17 protein-coding genes are annotated in these 17,646 nt (G+C 44.2%); 16 read left to right on the top strand and 1 reads right to left on the bottom strand.

Translation table 11 applies throughout. The annotated features are described in order from the left end of the window. The 16 genes from ACZMB2_RS09820 to ACZMB2_RS09745 form a co-directional block, all read left to right on the top strand. Nucleotides 1–1,127, top strand: a 1,127-nt coding sequence (locus tag ACZMB2_RS09820) for a SpoIID/LytB domain-containing protein (RefSeq protein WP_487596605.1), incomplete at its 5' end; no start/stop codon positions are given. Between the two features lie 136 nt (nucleotides 1,128–1,263). Next, nucleotides 1,264–2,082, top strand: coding sequence for a YihY/virulence factor BrkB family protein (locus ACZMB2_RS09815; protein ID WP_487596604.1), 819 nt, complete (start codon nucleotides 1,264–1,266; stop codon nucleotides 2,080–2,082). Nucleotides 2,083–2,149: 67 nt separating this feature from the next. Continuing rightward, the gene (locus ACZMB2_RS09810) at nucleotides 2,150–3,736 is read left to right on the top strand and encodes an AAA family ATPase (protein ID WP_487596603.1); all 1,587 of its coding nucleotides are present in this window, start codon (nucleotides 2,150–2,152) and stop codon (nucleotides 3,734–3,736) included. A 228-nt stretch (nucleotides 3,737–3,964) separates the two neighbouring features. Continuing rightward, nucleotides 3,965–4,681, top strand: coding sequence for a CpsB/CapC family capsule biosynthesis tyrosine phosphatase (locus ACZMB2_RS09805; protein ID WP_487596602.1), 717 nt, complete (start codon nucleotides 3,965–3,967; stop codon nucleotides 4,679–4,681). Between the two features lie 7 nt (nucleotides 4,682–4,688). Beyond that, the gene (locus ACZMB2_RS09800; RefSeq protein ID WP_487596601.1) at nucleotides 4,689–5,492 is read left to right on the top strand and encodes a YveK family protein; all 804 of its coding nucleotides are present in this window, start codon (nucleotides 4,689–4,691) and stop codon (nucleotides 5,490–5,492) included. Next, nucleotides 5,493–6,188, top strand: a complete 696-nt coding sequence (locus ACZMB2_RS09795; RefSeq protein ID WP_487596600.1) for a CpsD/CapB family tyrosine-protein kinase — start codon at nucleotides 5,493–5,495, stop codon at nucleotides 6,186–6,188. Nucleotides 6,189–6,197: 9 nt separating this feature from the next. Beyond that, the gene (locus ACZMB2_RS09790; protein WP_487596599.1) at nucleotides 6,198–7,208 is read left to right on the top strand and encodes an LCP family protein; all 1,011 of its coding nucleotides are present in this window, start codon (nucleotides 6,198–6,200) and stop codon (nucleotides 7,206–7,208) included. A 5-nt stretch (nucleotides 7,209–7,213) separates the two neighbouring features. Then, nucleotides 7,214–7,987 carry a class B sortase gene (gene srtB, locus ACZMB2_RS09785; RefSeq protein WP_487596598.1) on the top strand — a complete coding sequence of 258 codons (774 nt, stop codon included), beginning with the start codon at nucleotides 7,214–7,216 and terminating at the stop codon, nucleotides 7,985–7,987. A 22-nt stretch (nucleotides 7,988–8,009) separates the two neighbouring features. After that, entirely contained in the window at nucleotides 8,010–8,603 is a 594-nt protein-coding gene (locus ACZMB2_RS09780) for an LPXTG cell wall anchor domain-containing protein (protein WP_487596597.1), read from the top strand. A 214-nt stretch (nucleotides 8,604–8,817) separates the two neighbouring features. Continuing rightward, a complete protein-coding gene (locus ACZMB2_RS09775) occupies nucleotides 8,818–10,269 on the top strand; it encodes a sugar transferase (protein WP_487596596.1) in 1,452 nt (483 codons plus the stop codon). A gap of 75 nt (nucleotides 10,270–10,344) precedes the next feature. Further along, nucleotides 10,345–10,662, top strand: coding sequence for a nucleotidyltransferase domain-containing protein (locus ACZMB2_RS09770; protein WP_487596595.1), 318 nt, complete (start codon nucleotides 10,345–10,347; stop codon nucleotides 10,660–10,662). Next, the gene (locus tag ACZMB2_RS09765; protein ID WP_487596594.1) at nucleotides 10,652–11,047 is read left to right on the top strand and encodes a HEPN domain-containing protein; all 396 of its coding nucleotides are present in this window, start codon (nucleotides 10,652–10,654) and stop codon (nucleotides 11,045–11,047) included. The genes ACZMB2_RS09770 and ACZMB2_RS09765 overlap by 11 nt, the downstream gene beginning before the upstream one ends. A 186-nt stretch (nucleotides 11,048–11,233) precedes the next feature. Next, nucleotides 11,234–12,361, top strand: a complete 1,128-nt coding sequence (locus ACZMB2_RS09760; RefSeq protein ID WP_487596593.1) for a glycosyltransferase family 4 protein — start codon at nucleotides 11,234–11,236, stop codon at nucleotides 12,359–12,361. Nucleotides 12,362–12,667: 306 nt separating this feature from the next. Further along, a complete protein-coding gene (locus tag ACZMB2_RS09755; protein ID WP_487596592.1) occupies nucleotides 12,668–13,717 on the top strand; it encodes an NAD-dependent epimerase/dehydratase family protein in 1,050 nt (349 codons plus the stop codon). A 21-nt stretch (nucleotides 13,718–13,738) separates the two neighbouring features. After that, nucleotides 13,739–14,989 carry a nucleotide sugar dehydrogenase gene (locus ACZMB2_RS09750; protein ID WP_215631322.1) on the top strand — a complete coding sequence of 417 codons (1,251 nt, stop codon included), beginning with the start codon at nucleotides 13,739–13,741 and terminating at the stop codon, nucleotides 14,987–14,989. A 37-nt stretch (nucleotides 14,990–15,026) separates the two neighbouring features. After that, entirely contained in the window at nucleotides 15,027–16,109 is a 1,083-nt protein-coding gene (locus ACZMB2_RS09745; protein ID WP_215631321.1) for a glycosyltransferase family 1 protein, read from the top strand. Nucleotides 16,110–16,265: 156 nt separating this feature from the next. On the opposite strand, the gene ACZMB2_RS09740 is transcribed toward ACZMB2_RS09745, so the two are convergent. Beyond that, the gene (locus ACZMB2_RS09740) at nucleotides 16,266–17,429 is read right to left on the bottom strand and encodes an IS110 family RNA-guided transposase (RefSeq protein ID WP_195455124.1); all 1,164 of its coding nucleotides are present in this window, start codon (nucleotides 17,427–17,429) and stop codon (nucleotides 16,266–16,268) included. Between the last annotated feature and the right edge of the window lie 217 nt (nucleotides 17,430–17,646).

Raw genomic sequence — 17,646 nt, 5'->3', positions numbered from 1 at the left:
CAAAGATCCGTGTTCTTTTGCTGGATCAGGATGGCAGTATTTATCATAAGGAAAAAGATGCAGGGGAAGGATATCCGGGAGAACTTGATTACTATGAGGAGCCGCAGGGGTGGGTCATTGTCAATGAAGTACCGTTGGAGGAATATCTTCGGTTTGTGGTTCCCAGCGAGATGCCGGCTTCCTATGCATTGGAAGCATTGAAAGCACAGGCTGTCTGCGCCAGAACCTATGCAGTCTGGCAGATGCAGGAATATGCTTATCCGGAATATGAAGCCCATGTGGATGACAGTACTTCATATCAGGTCTATCACAAGATCGACAGTCAGAACTCCACGGATCAGGCAGTGGAGGAGACGGCGGGACAGATCCTTCTTTATCAGGAGTATCCGGTAAAGGCATATTATTTTGCAACTTCCTGTGGAGTGACAACAGATGAAGCTATCTGGGAGGAAGGTAATACAGAAAACAGTCCGTACCTTTGCAGCAGGTTTGTCAATGAGACAACTTCAGAAAAGAATCTGACGGATGAAGAAACGTTTGCCGCATGGATCAGGACCAAACGTGCAGGAGATCTGGAAATCAGTGAACCATGGTACCGGTGGAACTGTGAAGTGCCATTTACTCAGATTCAGAAAAATGTGGAGAAATGGATGGCAGTCAGGCTTGCGAAGACCGGAGATGGGATCCTTATAAAGGATGGAGATCAGTATGTGCGACCATCCGAAAACGTCGGACATAGGGGGATTGGAATGATCACAGAAGCGCAGATCCTGTCGCGGAATGCAGGCGGTGCAGCGCAGGAGCTTCTGCTGACTGGAAGCGAAGGAACATTGAAAATCAAATATGAATACAATATCCGTTTGATGCTGGGAGTGCCTGGTGGCGTGATCCATAAAAATGACGGAACCATCATCAAAGGAGGCGACCTGTTGCCCAGCGGATATTTTGTACTGGATCCGGTGGAGACGGATGGGCAGGTGAGCGGATATACCGTGACTGGCGGAGGGCTGGGTCATGGAGCAGGCATGAGCCAGAACGGAGCCAGACTTCTGGCGGAGCAGGGAAAGGATTATCTGACGATCCTTGATTATTTTTATCGGAATGTAACATTGGCAACGATGGAGTAAGGATGAAATCACGGAATCCTGTTTCTGCAGCGGAGAGAAATGGAGGCAGGAATTTCTTGAATTTTCTGCTGAAACAAGGTAAGATACAGATTGACTGCCACAGAGCATGTCGATTTTACGAGGAAAGGATACATGAATGAGACGACTGATATTCATGATCATGGAAATAAAGAGAAATATTGCGGACAATCACGTATCAGCTTATGCGGCGCAGGCAGCTTATTTTATTATGCTGTCTCTGATTCCGCTTCTGATCCTTTTGTTGTCCATGATCCAGTTTACCGGAATTGGAAAAGCAGATTTTTACAGTCTGATCCAGCATTTGGTGCCGCAGGGATTCCAAAGCTGGATGTTGAGTATTATTGACGAAATGTTCAGTCGTACAGTGGCAACGGTATCATTGTCAGCAGTTGTGACAATCTGGTCCGCCGGAAAGAGCTTTATGGCACTGAACCGTGGATTTAATGCGATCTGCAGAGTGGATAAAAATCCCAACTATGTGCTGATGCGGCTCAGAGGAGCTGTCTTTGCACTGTTGTTTGTGGTGATCATCATGGTATCGCTGGTGCTGGTAGTTTTTGGTGATTCCATTCATCTGTGGCTTGTAAAATATATTCCGTTTGTGGCGGTGTTTACCAGAATCATTCTGTCTTTCCGGCTGTTTCTGATGCTGGCGATCCTGACCGTATTCTTTGCAGCACTTTACAGCATGCTGCCAAATCGCAAAGCCGTATTCTTTGACCAGCTGCCCGGCGCACTGGCCGCGGCCATCGGATGGTATCTCTTTTCCTTTGGATTCTCCATCTATGTGCAGTATGGCCATGCCTACAGCATGTATGGAAGCCTGACTACGTTGATCCTTTTCATGTTCTGGCTGTATTTCGGTATGTATATTGTACTGATCGGCATGGAGATTAACTGCTGGAGGGAGAAGCGGGTGAGTGTGGTTGAGTAGAACGTAATTGTGTATTTGCAAAAATGCAAATTTGTTATAGAATGAAAAGAAAAGGGGGCGTGGAACAATGGGAGTTTTTGTAAATCCGGATAATGGTGCATTTCAGGTTGCACTGGATTCTAAAATTTATGTTGATAAGACAGGGCTTTTGAAATATGTAAACAGTGTCCTGGGTACGACTAATGCCTATATCTGCAACAGTCGTCCGCGCCGCTTCGGAAAGTCGATCACTGCAAATATGCTGACGGCATATTACAGCAGAGGATGCGATTCAACGCAGATGTTTGCTGGACTGGAGATCAGCAGAGATCCGAATTTTGAAAAGTATCTGAACAAGTATGATGTGATTCACTGGGATGTGCAGTGGTGCATAGAACCGGCGGGAGGAGCAGAACAGGTTGTCTCTTATCTGACAGAGAGAACAATAGAGGAACTGCGGGAATATTATCCGGATGCCTGCCCGAAACAGACGAATTCACTTTCGGAGGTATTGTCGCAGATCAATTATACAACCAGGAAGAAGTTTATTATCATTATTGATGAGTGGGATGTGCTGATCCGTGATGAAGCGACAAATGAGAAAGTACAGAGAGAATACATTGACTTTCTGAGAGCACTCTTCAAAGGTGTGGAGCCGACGAAATATATTCAGCTTGCATATCTGACAGGAATCCTGCCAATCAAAAAAGAGAAGACGCAGTCCGCATTGAATAATTTTGACGAGTTTACTATGATTCATGCAGATTCGCTGGCGCCATACATTGGATTTACGGAACGGGAAGTGAAAGATCTGGCAGATGTTTACTATCGGGATTTTGATAAGGTGAAAAAGTGGTATGATGGATATCTGTTGAATGGAGAACAAGTGTATAATCCACGGGCGGTTGTCAGCGTGATGCTTCGTGGTGAATACAGAAGCTACTGGTCAGAGACAGGCTCATACGATGTGATCGTACCGCTGATCAACATGAATTATGATGGATTGAAAAATGATATCATCGAGATGCTGTCCGGCGGCTCTGTGAAGGTAAATACCGGAGCTTTCAAGAATGATACTGTCAACATCCAGAGCAAAGATGATGTGCTTACGTATCTCATTCATCTTGGATATCTGGGATATGATCAGAGATTTGGAACCACCTTTGTGCCAAATGAAGAGATCCGGCAGGAACTGACTACTGCAGTAGAACGGAAAAACTGGAATGAGATGCTTAAGTTCTGGCAGGAGTCGCAAAATCTGTTAGATGCAACACTGGATAGGGATACACATGCGGTGGCGGAGCAGATAGAGAAGATTCACTCGGAATATGTGTCTGCGATTCAGTATAATAATGAAAATTCATTAAGCGGTGTTCTTGCGATTGCATATCTGAGTGCAATGCAGTATTACTTTAAACCGGTGAGAGAACTTCCCACAGGTCGGGGATTTGCAGATTTTATTTATATTCCAAAGCCAGAGTACAGAGATGATTATCCCGCACTTGTAGTAGAACTGAAATGGAATCAGAATGCCAGTACAGCACTACAGCAGATCAAGAATCGGAAGTATCCGGAATCTATTCGGGATTATACAGAAAATATCCTTCTTGTTGGCATTAATTATGATAAAAAAAGTAAAGTACATGAATGCAGGATTGAAGAATTGAAAAAATAATATTGAAAATCTGTCGCATCATCGACGAGTAATATGTTGGTGCGACAGTCTTTTTTTGTGTTTTTACCGGGCTCACCGGTAAAAATATAACTAAAATAAAGTAGTTGCAAATTTTCTCAAAATTTCCGGGGGGGTTGACAGGACTAAGAGAGAATCATAATATAGAAGAGAACAAAATGTCGAATTTTGTAAGATTATAAAAAAAAGTATAAAAAGAGGCTTAATTTTTTGAAAATTGTAGATATGCATTGCCATATTCTTCCGGGGATCGATGACGGCTCGGAAAATATGGACAAGAGTCTTGCAATGCTGCGAAAAGCAACAGAGCAGAACATATATAGTTTTATCGCCACTCCGCATGCCTCAGGGAGATATCCGAAGAGCCAGCCTGACCGGGTAAAGGAACTGTGTCAGGAACTGGAGAAGTGTGCGCAGAAGGAGATCAGTTCACAGATCCGGATCCGTCCGGGACAGGAACTGATGTGGACGGAAGATATGTTCCGACAACTGGAAGAGGGAAAAGTACTGACGCTGGCAGACAGTGATCATGTGCTGGTAGAGTTTCTGCCAACTACTCCCTGGTCTGTGATTTATCGTGCAGCCCGGGAGTTTTCCATGAGTCCCTGGAGGATGATTCTGGCACATGTGGAGCGGTATCGTGTACTGCGGCAACGTAATCGGGCGGAAGAACTGCTGGAGACCGGTGTACAGTATCAGATGAATTATACTTCTATAGAAGGAAAAGTATTTGATAAGAATGCCCGCTGGTGCAGAGGACTGCTGAAGAAAGAATGGATCGACTATCTGGGAACAGATATGCACGATGTATCCTGGAGGGCTCCAAAGACAGAGGCAGCTATGCAGTGGATGGAACGCCATCTGGACAATGGTTATATTGAAGCAATATGCAGAAAAAATATAAAAAAACTGATAGAAGAGGGATAAGAAAAGCATGAAAGACTACTTTTTAGATGAAAACCATATCAATGCAGACACGGAGATCGATCTGGTTGAGCTGTTCTTCACACTGCTCAGACACTGGAAGATGGTTCTGTGCAGCGCACTGGCAGGCGGTATCCTGTTCTGTGCGTACACTATGTTTCTGATGACACCGATGTACACATCCACATCCAGTGTACTGATCCTGACCAAAGAGACTACACTGGCATCTCTGGCAGACCTTCAGATGGGTTCCCAGCTGACCAACGACTACAGTGTCCTGATCACCAGCCGTCCGGTACTGGAGGATGTGATCAAGAATCTGAAGCTTGATATGGAGTACAGAGATCTTGCCAATTGTATTAGTGTCAACAATCCGACCGATACCCGTATTCTGGAGATCTCTGTGACCTATCCGAGTGCGACACAGTCTGCAAAGATCGTCAATGAGCTGACCACCCTTGCATCTGACTTTATCGGAGATATGATGGAAGGTGTTCCGCCGAAGGTCATTGAGACAGGAGAAGTGCCGGATCAGAAGACCAGCCCGAGTGTCAGCAAAAATACTCTGATCGGTGTACTGATCGGCCTTGTATTGAGTTGTGGAATCGTGACCGCAAATATGCTGATGGATGATACCATTAAGAGCGAGGATGATGTAATGCATTATCTGGGTATCCCGACTCTGGCAAGCATCCCGGATCGTAAAGACTATGTAAGAGGCGACAAGAAAAAGAAGAGAAAATGGAAGTTCTGGCAGAGTAAGAAGAAGCCATATTCCAAGAAGAAAAAAGCAGATACAGAGGAGACTAAGTAAATGGAAAAGCAAAAAGTAACAATGACAGATGCCAGACAGAATACTTACCTCTATAATGAAGCGGTGAAGACTCTGCGTACCAATCTACAGTTTGCCGGAAGAAATGTAAAGACAATTATGTTAACCAGCTGCTATCCAAATGAAGGAAAGAGCGATACGGTACTGCAGCTTGCCAGAGAGTTTGGCAATATGGGCAAAAAGGTTCTGGTATTGGATGCGGATATCCGTAAATCAGCATTTATCAGCCATTATCAGGTGAAGAAGAAGTTGAAAGGTCTGTCTCAATATCTGAGTGGACAGGCAAGCCTGACGGATGTGCTGTTTGAGACAAACTTTGACAATGTGGATTTTATCTTCGCAGGAGCATCTACTCCGAATCCGTCTGAACTTCTGGAGGATCCGGCGTTTGGAGAACTGGTGAAATACCTGCGTCAGAATTATGACTATATTCTGATCGACACACCGCCGTTGTCCAGCGTCATTGACGCTGCTATTGTGGCAAAGCAGTGTGACGGTGCAGTACTGGTTGTTGAGAATGAATTTGTCAGTTGGAGAGCAGCATTGCGTGCTAAAGAACAGCTGGAGAAGACAGGATGTAAGATCCTGGGAGCAGTCCTCAACAAAGTGGATATGGACAGAGAAAAATACTATTACAAGAAAGATCGTTATTACGATTACTATTATTACAGAAAGTAGGAAGGCTGCATGAGCGGACAGAAAAACATCAGGCAGCTGATACTCGTTGGAATAAGCGGCGTTGTGCTGATTGGTGGTGGAGGCCTGCTGGTACAGAATTATCTGCATCAGCAGACGCTTAAGTCGGTGGTAAGTCAGGATGACGGCGCTTATGACGAGTCTGAGGGTGATACAGATGATCTCAAAACAGTAACCTGGCAGGGAGAAACTTACCGATATAATGATCATCTGAGTAATTTCCTGTTCCTTGGAATCGACACCAGGGAAACTGTGGAGACGGAGACAGGCAACGCAGATGCCGGACAGGCAGATGCCCTGTATCTGGTCAGCTGGGACCGGGTGGAAAATCAGGTGAATCTGATCTCCATTCCCAGAGATACTATGACACCTATTGAAGTATTTGATAAATCAGGCAACAGCCTGGGATTGACAGAAAATCATATCAGTCTGTCTTATGGATATGGAGATGGCCGCTATGGCAGTCTGGAACTGACAGAAAATGCGGTATCCGATCTCTTCTATGGAGTCCCGATCCAGGGAGCCTGTGCCATGAGTCTTGATGGAATATCAGAACTGGTAAGAAGTCTTGGTGATGTACAGGTGGTCGTTCCGAATGACAGCCTGGAAAAACGATATCCGGAGTTCAAAGCCGGTGAGACCGTTACGATCACGCCGGACAATGCGGAAATCTTCCTGCGGAACAGAGACATCTCCATCAGTCAGACGGCCATCGCCAGGATGGAACGTCAGCAGGTATTTCTGAATGCGGTGGAGGAACTGGTGACTGTGGATCCTTCGAAGCTTACAAAAGCGTATGAGGATCTGACACCTTATCTGGTCAGTAGTATCAGCAATGACTGGCTGGTCAAACTGACAGATGCCATCTCGAAAACGGAACAGGTAAATCGCTGGACTGTGCCTGGGAAAGGCGTGGAAGGCGACTGGTTCGATGAGTACCATGTGGACAATGATGCGTTGTATCAGAATGTCCTGGAGACATTTTATAAAAAGGCAGAGTAAGCAGTATGAAAAAGAAAACGATTGCCTGCATCTTAGGTGCGGCAGCAGTGATCTGTCTGGCGGTAGCCGGTTACGAATATGTGGCTGAGCAGAAAGCCGGAGAAGAATACGAAGAGCTGAAAGAAGAAGTGAAGACAGAAGAACCGGAGACTGAACCGGAAGAAGCAGAAGAACCAGTCGAGGAAGAACCACCGCTGGAGATTCCTGTTGATTTTACAACACTTCAGGAAGAAAATCCGGATATCTATGCCTGGATCACTGTGCCAGGTACCAATATTGATTACCCAATCCTGCAGCGGGAGGGTGACAATGCTTACTATCTCAACCACAATGTGGATGGAGAGCAGGAAAAAGCCGGAGCTATCTATACAGAAGATTACAACAGTAAGGATTTCACAGATCCCAATACAGTGATCTATGGTCACAATATGAAGAATGGAACCATGTTTCGCACCCTTCACAATTTCAGTGATAAGAGCTTCTTTGATGAAAATAAGGATGTGACCATCTACATGCCGGATAAGATCCTGCATTATAAGATCTTTGCAGCCTATCTGTATGACAGCCGACACTTATTGCTGAGCTTTGATTTTGACGATCCGGATGTATTCCGGTCCTATCTGGAAACCGTGCTGACACAGCGCGATATGAATGCCTTTATTGATACGGACATTCCGGTGACGGAGGAGGATAAGATCATTACCCTCTCTACCTGCTATAAAGGCATGGCAGACAGAAGATATCTGGTACAGGCAGTACTGGTATCTATAGATGAATGAAAGAACATGGAGGTAAAGAAACATGAGAAAGAAAATTCTCGCAACAATCCTGGTAGCAGGACTTCTGGCAGCACAGACGCTGACAGCGTTCGCACAGGGCAGTGACAGCACTGGAACTAAAACGGATGAGGGTTATGTCATCACTGAGGATAGTGTGTTTTCAGATGACGCAGAGAAAGATATCAATGTGTTAGTAAAAGATGCACCTCAGGCTGTCAAAGATGCAGTAAAAGATACTACAGCTTTGACTGATATCTTTGATTTGGACAAATTGCCGGATACTCAACCGAACAGTAACGGCGAGTATGTAGTGACCTTTACAGTACCGAATCTGAATGCTAATTGTACAAGCGTCAGTGTACTTTATTATGTAAATGGAGCATGGGAAGTAGTTAAGTCTCAGGCAAATATCGGAGCAAAGACAGTTACAGCATATTTCACCAGTTTTTCACCGGTTGTTATTGTTGCTAAAGTAGCAGCAACTCCGGCAGCTGACGCAACAGGAGCAGCAGTTTCTCCGAAAACTGGTGTAACCTCTACATGGGGTGTATGGGCAGTTGCAGGTCTTGCATTTGCAGGTGCAGCATGTGTTGTTGCAAGAAGAAAAAGAGCTTAATTAATAAATTATTTCATTCATTGACTGAAATCCACGAGGCAGAGGAGCATCAAAACTCCTCTGTTCGTGAATTGAGAAGAAAACTGACAAAAAACTGGAAATATGACTTGAAATTTGCCTGAAATGGCGAAAGTTACTTTGAAAATAATCTGTATTTCCCACGGGACAATAACAGAATGAGATAGAATACAAAAAACGACGGGAAAAAGTATTTATGTATAGAAAAGATTCTGAAGAGTGGTTAAAGCATATTGATTTTATAATCCTGGATATGATTTGCCTGCAGATGGCCTATATATTGGCTTATGTGATCAGCGGATATGGATTTGAACTTTATACAAGACTGATCTATCGCAATATGGCAGTCTTTCTGGAACTGGCCAATCTGCTTGTTATTTTTACATATGGCACTATGAGAAATGTGCTGAAGAGAGGCCATTATCAGGAATTCCGAATTACCGTCAATCATGTAGTGATGGTAGTGGTACTGGCAGTATTATATCTGTTTCTGATCCAGAAGGGACAGGAATTCTCCAGACTGACGATCATCCTTACAGGTGTGCTTTATGTGATCCTTACCTATGCTACCAGAGAGTTCTGGAAGTGTTGTCTTCGTAAAAAAATGGAAGATGGCGGGGATAAGAAGCTGTTGATCATTACTTCCAGAGAGGTTGCGGAACAGACCGTTCAGAATCTGCAGGAACACAATTATGCCCGGTATGCATTGGCTGGCATTGCGGTCATTGATGCAGACTGGACCGGAGAGGAGATTCAGGGAATTCCGGTTGTAGCGAATGGAAAAGATGCTCCCATGTATGTATGTCAGGAGTGGGTGGATGAGGTGTTGATCGTCATCTCGGATCAGCTGCCATATCCATCGACTTTGATCAAACAGCTGACGGAGACTGGTGTAACTGTTCATCTGAATCTTGCGAAAGTAGAGGATGCACCTGGAAAACGGCAGTTCGTGGAGCGCGTAGGAAATTATACGGTTTTGACCATGAGCATGAATTATGCTTCTTCCATTCAACTGGCTATGAAACGTTGCATGGATATTGCAGGTGGTCTGGTTGGATGTCTGCTGACCGGGCTGATCTGTATCTTTGTGGGACCGGCAATCTATATTGCTTCTCCGGGACCAATCTTCTTCGCGCAGGAACGTGTGGGAAGAAATGGTAAGAGATTCAAGATGTATAAGTTCCGCAGCATGTATCTGGACGCAGAAGCTCGCAAAGCAGAACTGATGAAGGATAATAAACTGGGCGATGGCAAGATGTTCAAGCTGGATTTTGATCCCAGAGTCATTGGAAATAAGATTCTTCCGGATGGCAGTCATAAGACGGGAATCGGCGATTTTATCCGACGTACCAGTCTGGATGAGTTTCCTCAGTTCTTCAATGTGCTGAGAGGCGATATGTCCATTATCGGAACCAGACCGCCATTAATTTCTGAAACCAATCTCTATGAGCTTCACCACAGAGCCAGACTGGCAATCAAACCAGGTATCACCGGTATGTGGCAGGTCAGTGGTCGAAGTGATATTACAGATTTTGAAGAAGTAGTGAGACTGGATAAAGAATACATCGAGAACTGGAATATCGGATTGGATATTAAGATCCTGTTTAAGACAGTGATGGTTGTACTGAAGAAAGATGGATCAATGTAATTTTGTTTAGAAAAACTGCTTTGACGTGTATACTATAGATGACAGAGAAATCTATAATGGAAAGGAGATAAACAGATGCCTACAACTGAGATTAATGAGTTAACGAATAGTTTTGTTAAAGATTTAATGCCGATGAGAATCTATCTGTTTGGATCTTTTGCAGAAGGAAAACAGAATGCAGACAGTGACTTTGATTTTTATATTATTGTCGATGATTCACAAAAAGATATGTTAGAGCTTACAGCTAAAGCATATAAGGCGATAAGACATAAGCAGAAACGGGCAGTTGACATCATAGTAAATACGGAAAAAACATTTGAAGATAGAAAAGGAAAGATTGCATCTGTAGAGAGTGAAGTTGTACAGAAAGGGGTGTTGCTATATGGAGCATGAGGATATCATGTGGATTGAGTTTGCGAAAACAGATCTTGGAGTAGCAAAACACCTTGATGAACAGTATTATCCAAAGCCGTTGGAAATTATCTGCTATCATTGCCAACAGGCAGCGGAGAAAGCAATCAAAGCAATCATTATTTTATGTGGGACGCAAGGCGGAATGCCAAAGAAACACAATCTCTCATTTCTCTTGGAGCAGATAAAGAATAAGGTGGAAGTCCCAGAGAAGTATTATGATTATGCGGATGCATTGACACCATATGGAATAGCAGTACGGTATCCGAATGAACTTGGTATTGAAGAACACCATGTGAGAGATGCACTGTTATATGCACAAGAAATTGTAGATTGGGCAGAAAAGATCATCAAGCAAGAACAGTAGTGTTTTGGATGGAAAGGGGTGAGAAGGATGATGACGACATTTGCGTCGAGATTGAAGGGACATCCGGAAGCCAAATTTTCCAATGTTGGGTAATGTCTACTCAACAAACTGGGGTGATTTGAATAGTGGATATGTGTACATAGATAGACAAAAGAAACAGAGGGAAAACATTAGTTGGAGAGAGTTATGAAGGATAAATTTGCGGTGGCTATGTTCGGACAAAAACATCTTTCCCGTGAAGGTGGGATAGAGATAGTTGTAAAAGAACTGTGTACCAGAATGACGCGAGATGGATGTCGTGTTACCTGTTACAACAGATCCGGTCATCACGTGAGCGGTGCTGAGTATGACAATAAAATTGAATATGATGGAATCCGTCAGAGATTTGTTCCGACCATTGAGAAAAAAGGTCTCGTAGCTGTGAGTTCCTCTTTTTTTGCAGCTCTTTATAGTGCGTTTGGAAAATACGATGTGGTACATATCCATGCTGAAGGACCGGCTTTTTTCTCCTGGCTGCCTAAGATACTTGGAAAAAGAGTAATAGTGACCATTCATGGCATTGACTGGCAGCGCGAAAAGTGGCAGTCCGGATTTGGTTCTAAATTCATACGACAGGGCGAAAAGAATGCAGTGAAATATGCGGATGAAATCATTGTCCTAAGCAAAGGCGTTCAGGATTATTTCAAGGATACCTATGGAAGAAACACACACTTCATTCCAAATGGTGTGAATCGACCAGAAATCCGAGAAGCTAATTTAATAACAGAAAAATTTGGCCTGATAAAGGATTCCTACATATTGTTTCTTGGTCGTTTGGTGCCGGAAAAGGGAATCCGGTATCTGGTTGAGGCATTTAAAGATGTCAAAACGGATAAGAAGTTGGTTATTGCTGGTGGTTCCAGCGATACGGATTCCTTTGTGAATACAGTTAAAGATTTAGCAAAGGATGACAATAGAATCGTCTTTACTGGATTCGTTCAGGGACAGATGTTAGATGAGCTGTATAGTAATGCTTATGTTTATACACTGCCTTCTGATTTGGAAGGAATGCCTTTAAGCCTATTGGAAGCAATGAGTTACGGTAACTGCTGTCTGGTTTCTGACATTCCGGAATGCGCAGAAGTTGTGGAAGATAAGGCTCTGGTCTTTAAGAAATCGGATGTGGATGATCTTAGAGAAAAGCTGCAAGAGGCCTGTGACTGTCCCGAAAAGGTTATGGAAATGAAGAAGCAGGCAGCTGATTTTATCTGTGAAAAGTACAGCTGGGATGAGGTTGTTGAGAAAACAGAAATGTTATACAGGAGAACAAGGTAGATGCGAGTATTAATGATCAATAATCTCCTCTAACCGAACGCAGGTAGTGAGATGTACATAGTGAAAACGCTGAAAAAATAGCGTATTTACGGAACTTTTTGAGAGATGGGTAGAGCTGCGGGAGCGGTTTTTATCTCGCTACCTAGGTTCAGTAACAGCAGATGATTTTATCATAAGAACTTTCAGTATCACTACCTGCGTTTGTATGGAGCACTCTGGTTTATGAACAATACATTGGAAGTGCTTCATCTGAACAGAGGTAGTGACACTTGATATATACGCTTCAAAAATAAGGAGACGAATGCAATGAGTATAGTAACTTTAGATAAAAAAACGATTTTAGTCACAGGTGCAGCCGGTTTCATAGGCTCCAACCTTGTGAAACGAATCTATCAGGAGGCTCCTTCTGCTACGGTCATCGGCATCGACAATATGAATGCCTACTATGATGTGGCACTGAAAGAATTCCGCCTGAACGAGCTGGCCAAGTATCCCACATTCATTTTTGTAAAAGGCAACATCGCTGATAAGGCACTGATCACCGAGCTGTTCGAGAAGTACAAGCCGTCTGTGGTCGTCAACCTTGCAGCACAGGCTGGTGTGCGCTACTCCATCACCAACCCAGATGCTTATGTGGAATCTAACTTGGTCGGCTTCTTTAATATCCTCGAAGCCTGCCGTCATTGTGAGAGTCTGGAGCATTTGGTTTATGCTTCTTCCTCCTCCGTCTATGGTTCTAATAAAAAGGTTCCATACAGCACGGATGACAAGGTTGACAATCCGGTTTCCCTTTATGCAGCAACCAAGAAATCTAATGAGTTGATGGCACACGCATACTCCAAGCTCTACAACATTCCTTCCACTGGCCTGAGATTCTTTACGGTGTATGGCCCTGCAGGTCGCCCGGACATGGCTTACTTCGGATTCACCAACAAGCTGGTGAAGGGCGAAACCATCAAAATCTTCAACTATGGCAACTGCAAGCGTGATTTTACTTATGTGGATGACATCGTTGAGGGCGTTGTTCGTGTGATGAAGAAAGCACCAGACAAGAAGAATGGTGAAGATGGTCTTCCGATTCCGCCGTATGCAGTTTACAACATCGGCAATCAGAATCCGGAGAACCTGCTGGATTTTGTGCAGATTCTGAGCGAGGAGCTTGTTCGTGCAAAGGTGCTGCCGGAAGATTACGATTTCGAGGCTCATAAAGAGCTGGTCCCGATGCAGCCGGGTGATGTGCCTGTGACCTATGCAGATACGAGTGCACTGGAGCGCGACTTCGGGTACAAGCCGAGCACAAGTCTGCGGACTGGATTAAGAAAGTTCGCTGAGTGGTACGCTGAGTTTTATAAATAAAAGAATTAGAGGGATAGAGAAATGAGAGAGTTTAAAGATTTAAAGATTGCTGTTGCCGGAACGGGATATGTTGGTCTTTCTATTGCTACGCTGTTATCTCAGCACCACAAGGTGACTGCTGTGGATATCATTCCTGAGAAAGTTGAACTTATCAATAATAAAAAGTCACCGATTCAGGACGAATATATCGAAAAGTATCTGGCAGAAAAAGAGCTGGATCTGACTGCAACTTTGGATGCTAAGGAAGCATATAGTGATGCTGATTTTGTAGTTATCGCTGCACCGACAAACTACGACAGCAAGAAAAATTTCTTTGACACCAGTGCGGTTGAAGCTGTAATCAAACTGGTCATCGAATACAATCCGGAAGCCATCATGGTTATTAAGTCAACGATTCCTGTTGGTTATACAGCTTCTGTGCGTGAGAAATTCCACTGCGACAATATTATCTTTAGCCCGGAGTTTTTGCGCGAGAGCAAAGCTCTGTATGATAACCTTTATCCTTCCCGTATCATTGTTGGTACCGACGTGGATAATGCTCGACTGGTGAAGGCAGCACACACTTTTGCTGAACTTCTGCAGGAAGGTGCTATCAAGGAGAATATCGATACCTTGTTTATGGGATTCACAGAGGCTGAAGCTGTTAAGCTGTTCGCCAACACCTATCTGGCTCTGCGTGTCAGCTACTTCAACGAACTGGATACCTATGCTGAGATGAAGGGACTGAACACTCAGCAAATCATTGACGGTGTTTGCCTGGATCCTCGTATTGGTACTCATTACAATAATCCTTCCTTCGGTTATGGTGGATATTGCCTGCCGAAAGACACCAAGCAGCTGCTGGCGAACTACGCCGATGTACCGGAAAACCTGATTGAAGCAATTGTCGAGAGCAATAGAACTCGTAAAGATTTTATTGCTGATCGTGTGCTTGAAATTGCTGGTGCCTATGAAGCAAATGACAGCTGGGATGAAAACAAGGAGAAGGAAGTAGTGGTTGGCGTATATCGTCTGACCATGAAGAGTAACAGCGACAACTTCCGACAGAGTTCCATTCAGGGGGTCATGAAGCGTATTAAGGCCAAGGGAGCAACGGTGATTATTTACGAACCGACTCTGAAAGATGGCGAGACTTTCTTCGGAAGTAAGGTTGTAAATGATCTGGCGAAGTTCAAAGAAATGAGCCAGGCGATTATTGCAAATAGATATGATAGTTGCTTGGATGATGTGAAGGACAAGGTTTATACAAGAGATATTTTCCAGAGGGATTAATGGAGATGATAGAACGGCGCAGAAAGGAGAACGGACAGTGATAAGAATTTTACAAGTTGTAAATGACATGCATCGCGCTGGGTTGGAAACGATGCTGATGAATTATTATCGGAATATTGATCGTGAGAGAGTTCAGTTCGACTTTCTGACGCACCGACCGGAGAAAAGCGATTACGATGATGAAATTGTTAGCCTTGGAGGTAAGGTTTACTATGCTCCGAGACTGTATCCACAGAATTACCCGGCATATTTCAAATATATGAAGCAATTTTGGGCGGAGCATCCGGAGTACAAAATCGTTCATTCACATATTGACTCCATGAGCTATCTCCCTCTTCTGACAGCGAAGAAGGCAGGTGTACCTGTGAGAATTGCTCACAGCCATAACACCTCTATTGACAAGGATTTTAAGTATATTCTGAAGCAACTGTTCCGATATGGTATTAATTCTGTTGCTAACTATCACTTAGCGTGTGGATCGGAAGCGGGACGGTTTCTGTTCAGAAATGATGATTTCAAGGTTATTCCGAACGCGGTTGATGCTGAGCAGTTCTATTTCAATGCAGATGTCAGGGCTGATAAGAGAAAAGAATTGGGTCTCACATCTCAGTTTGTTATCGGACATGTTGGGCGTTTGTCTTATCAGAAAAACCATGAGTTCCTGCTGAAAATTTTTGCTGAAATTGTCAAAAAAGAACAGAACGCGATTCTGCTGCTGGCAGGCACCGGCGAAAAGGAGCAGGAACTTAGAGCATTGGTCGAGCAGCTTGCATTGAACAACCAGGTGGTGTTTCTTGGCAATAGGAGCGATGTCGCAGAGCTTTATCAGGCCATGGATGTTTTTGTGTTACCATCCCATTTTGAAGGAATTCCAGTGGTGGGTGTAGAAGCTCAGTTCGCGGACTTGCCTTGTGTTTTTTCTGATAAGGTCCCCAGCGAAGTCGCATTCAGTGAGAAAGTATGTTTTCTTCCATTGAGTGATTCTCCGGAAGCGTGGGCTAATCGAATTATTGCGTGTAGAGGGCAGGAAAGAAGTTCTGACCGGAATGAAATTGTAAATAGCCATTATGATATCAAAACTGCGTACAAAATTTTGCAGGATTACTATCTTGCCTTTTGATTGGTATTTGCAATATTTTTCGTGGAGACCAGCTATGAAAAGTCAAGCATAGATTAGCAGAAAATTATCTTTTTTATCGGTGGCTCTAAAAGGGTAACTCTAACAGAGCTCCCCAAAGGGTGCTTTTCAAAATCTACTATGATCTCGAGTTAGAACTTACTCAAGATTGAATGCCACATCATCCGTCAGCATCTTAAAAAGGATTCTGACAAGTTTGCCGGCACAATGCCCCAGAGCATTATAGTGGTTCCGGCCTTCAGCCATCTTGGCGTCGTAGTAAGCCTTGAAGGTGTTGCTGTTCTTAACTACATTGTGAGCTGCGTTGATCAATGCATACCGGAGAACCCGGGAGCCACGTTTAGACATTCTTGTGTGGCTGGCATTGAAATTTCCAGACTGATATATAGAAGGATCCAGTCCGGCAAATGCAAGCAGCTGACAGGGCTTTGAAAAGCGATGAATATCGCCAATCTCGCCCAGGATCATTCCGCCATTGATATATCCGATGCCTGGAATGGTCATAATAACGGAGTCAAGTCCAAGCATGATTTCAGTCATCTCGGATTCGACGTCGGTGATCTGCCTGTCCAGTAACTCGATCTGCTCCACAGACTGTGTTACTTGTAAGGATAGGGCTCTGTCGCTGGAACCGACAGACTTCTGTGCCAGAATTCTTAATTCCTTGGCCTGCTCTTTATTGAAGTGTCCGTGGGAGGAAACCTCGAGCAGATGAGCCAGATGAGTCAAGTGCATGGAAGCTACCAGTTCAGGTGTAGGAGCCTCTTTCAGAAGAGCGTAAATGGTCTTCTGATGAAGTCCGGATTTGAAGAAGTACTGGAGTTCCGGAAAGACACGGTCCACGTAGGCTGTGAGCTGTATTTTTAGCCGGGTACGCTCTTTGATATTCTTCTGCCGGAAACGGCCGAGGTTCTTCAGATGCATGAGGTCAATATCCTCCTGCGAGAAGAATCTGTGCGGCTGAGCAATTAAAGTTCTGGCAATAACTAACGTATCCACCTTGTCGGTCTTCGTCTTCCGGATGTTGTTCTTACGCATCGTGGAAGTCTGGATCGGGTTGATAACGCAGACCTGGTAGCGTTTAGATACGAGAAATTCAACCAGGTTGTCAGCATAGTGTGCCGTCGATTCAAGACCAATGATGAGGCTGCCGCGATCGTATGATGCGAGAGCAGAGAGCAGCGTACAGAAGCCATCATTGTCATTCGTAAATTTGAACGGCTTAACGAGTACCTCGCCGTCTGAAGAAACAACAGAAGCGAAGTGATTGAGTTTGGCAATGTCGATGCCAACGTAGTACATAGTGAAACCCTCCTTTCGGTTCCCTGATACTGTGGCATCCACAAACGATTATCATCGTAGACTTGATTGAAATTAGTACTCAGGAGAAGTTCTCCAGCACATCCAGCTGATAAACAATTCAGATAAAGGTAGCGGCAATACACTCCTATGAAGTAGTCAGAGCTACAGGGGATAATAAAAAGTCCCACAGTATCTGAATGTATTGAACCACAGAATC

It is taken from the genome of Hominiventricola sp., from assembly GCF_057604405.1.
This window is presented reverse-complemented; position numbering and strand designations above follow the sequence as displayed.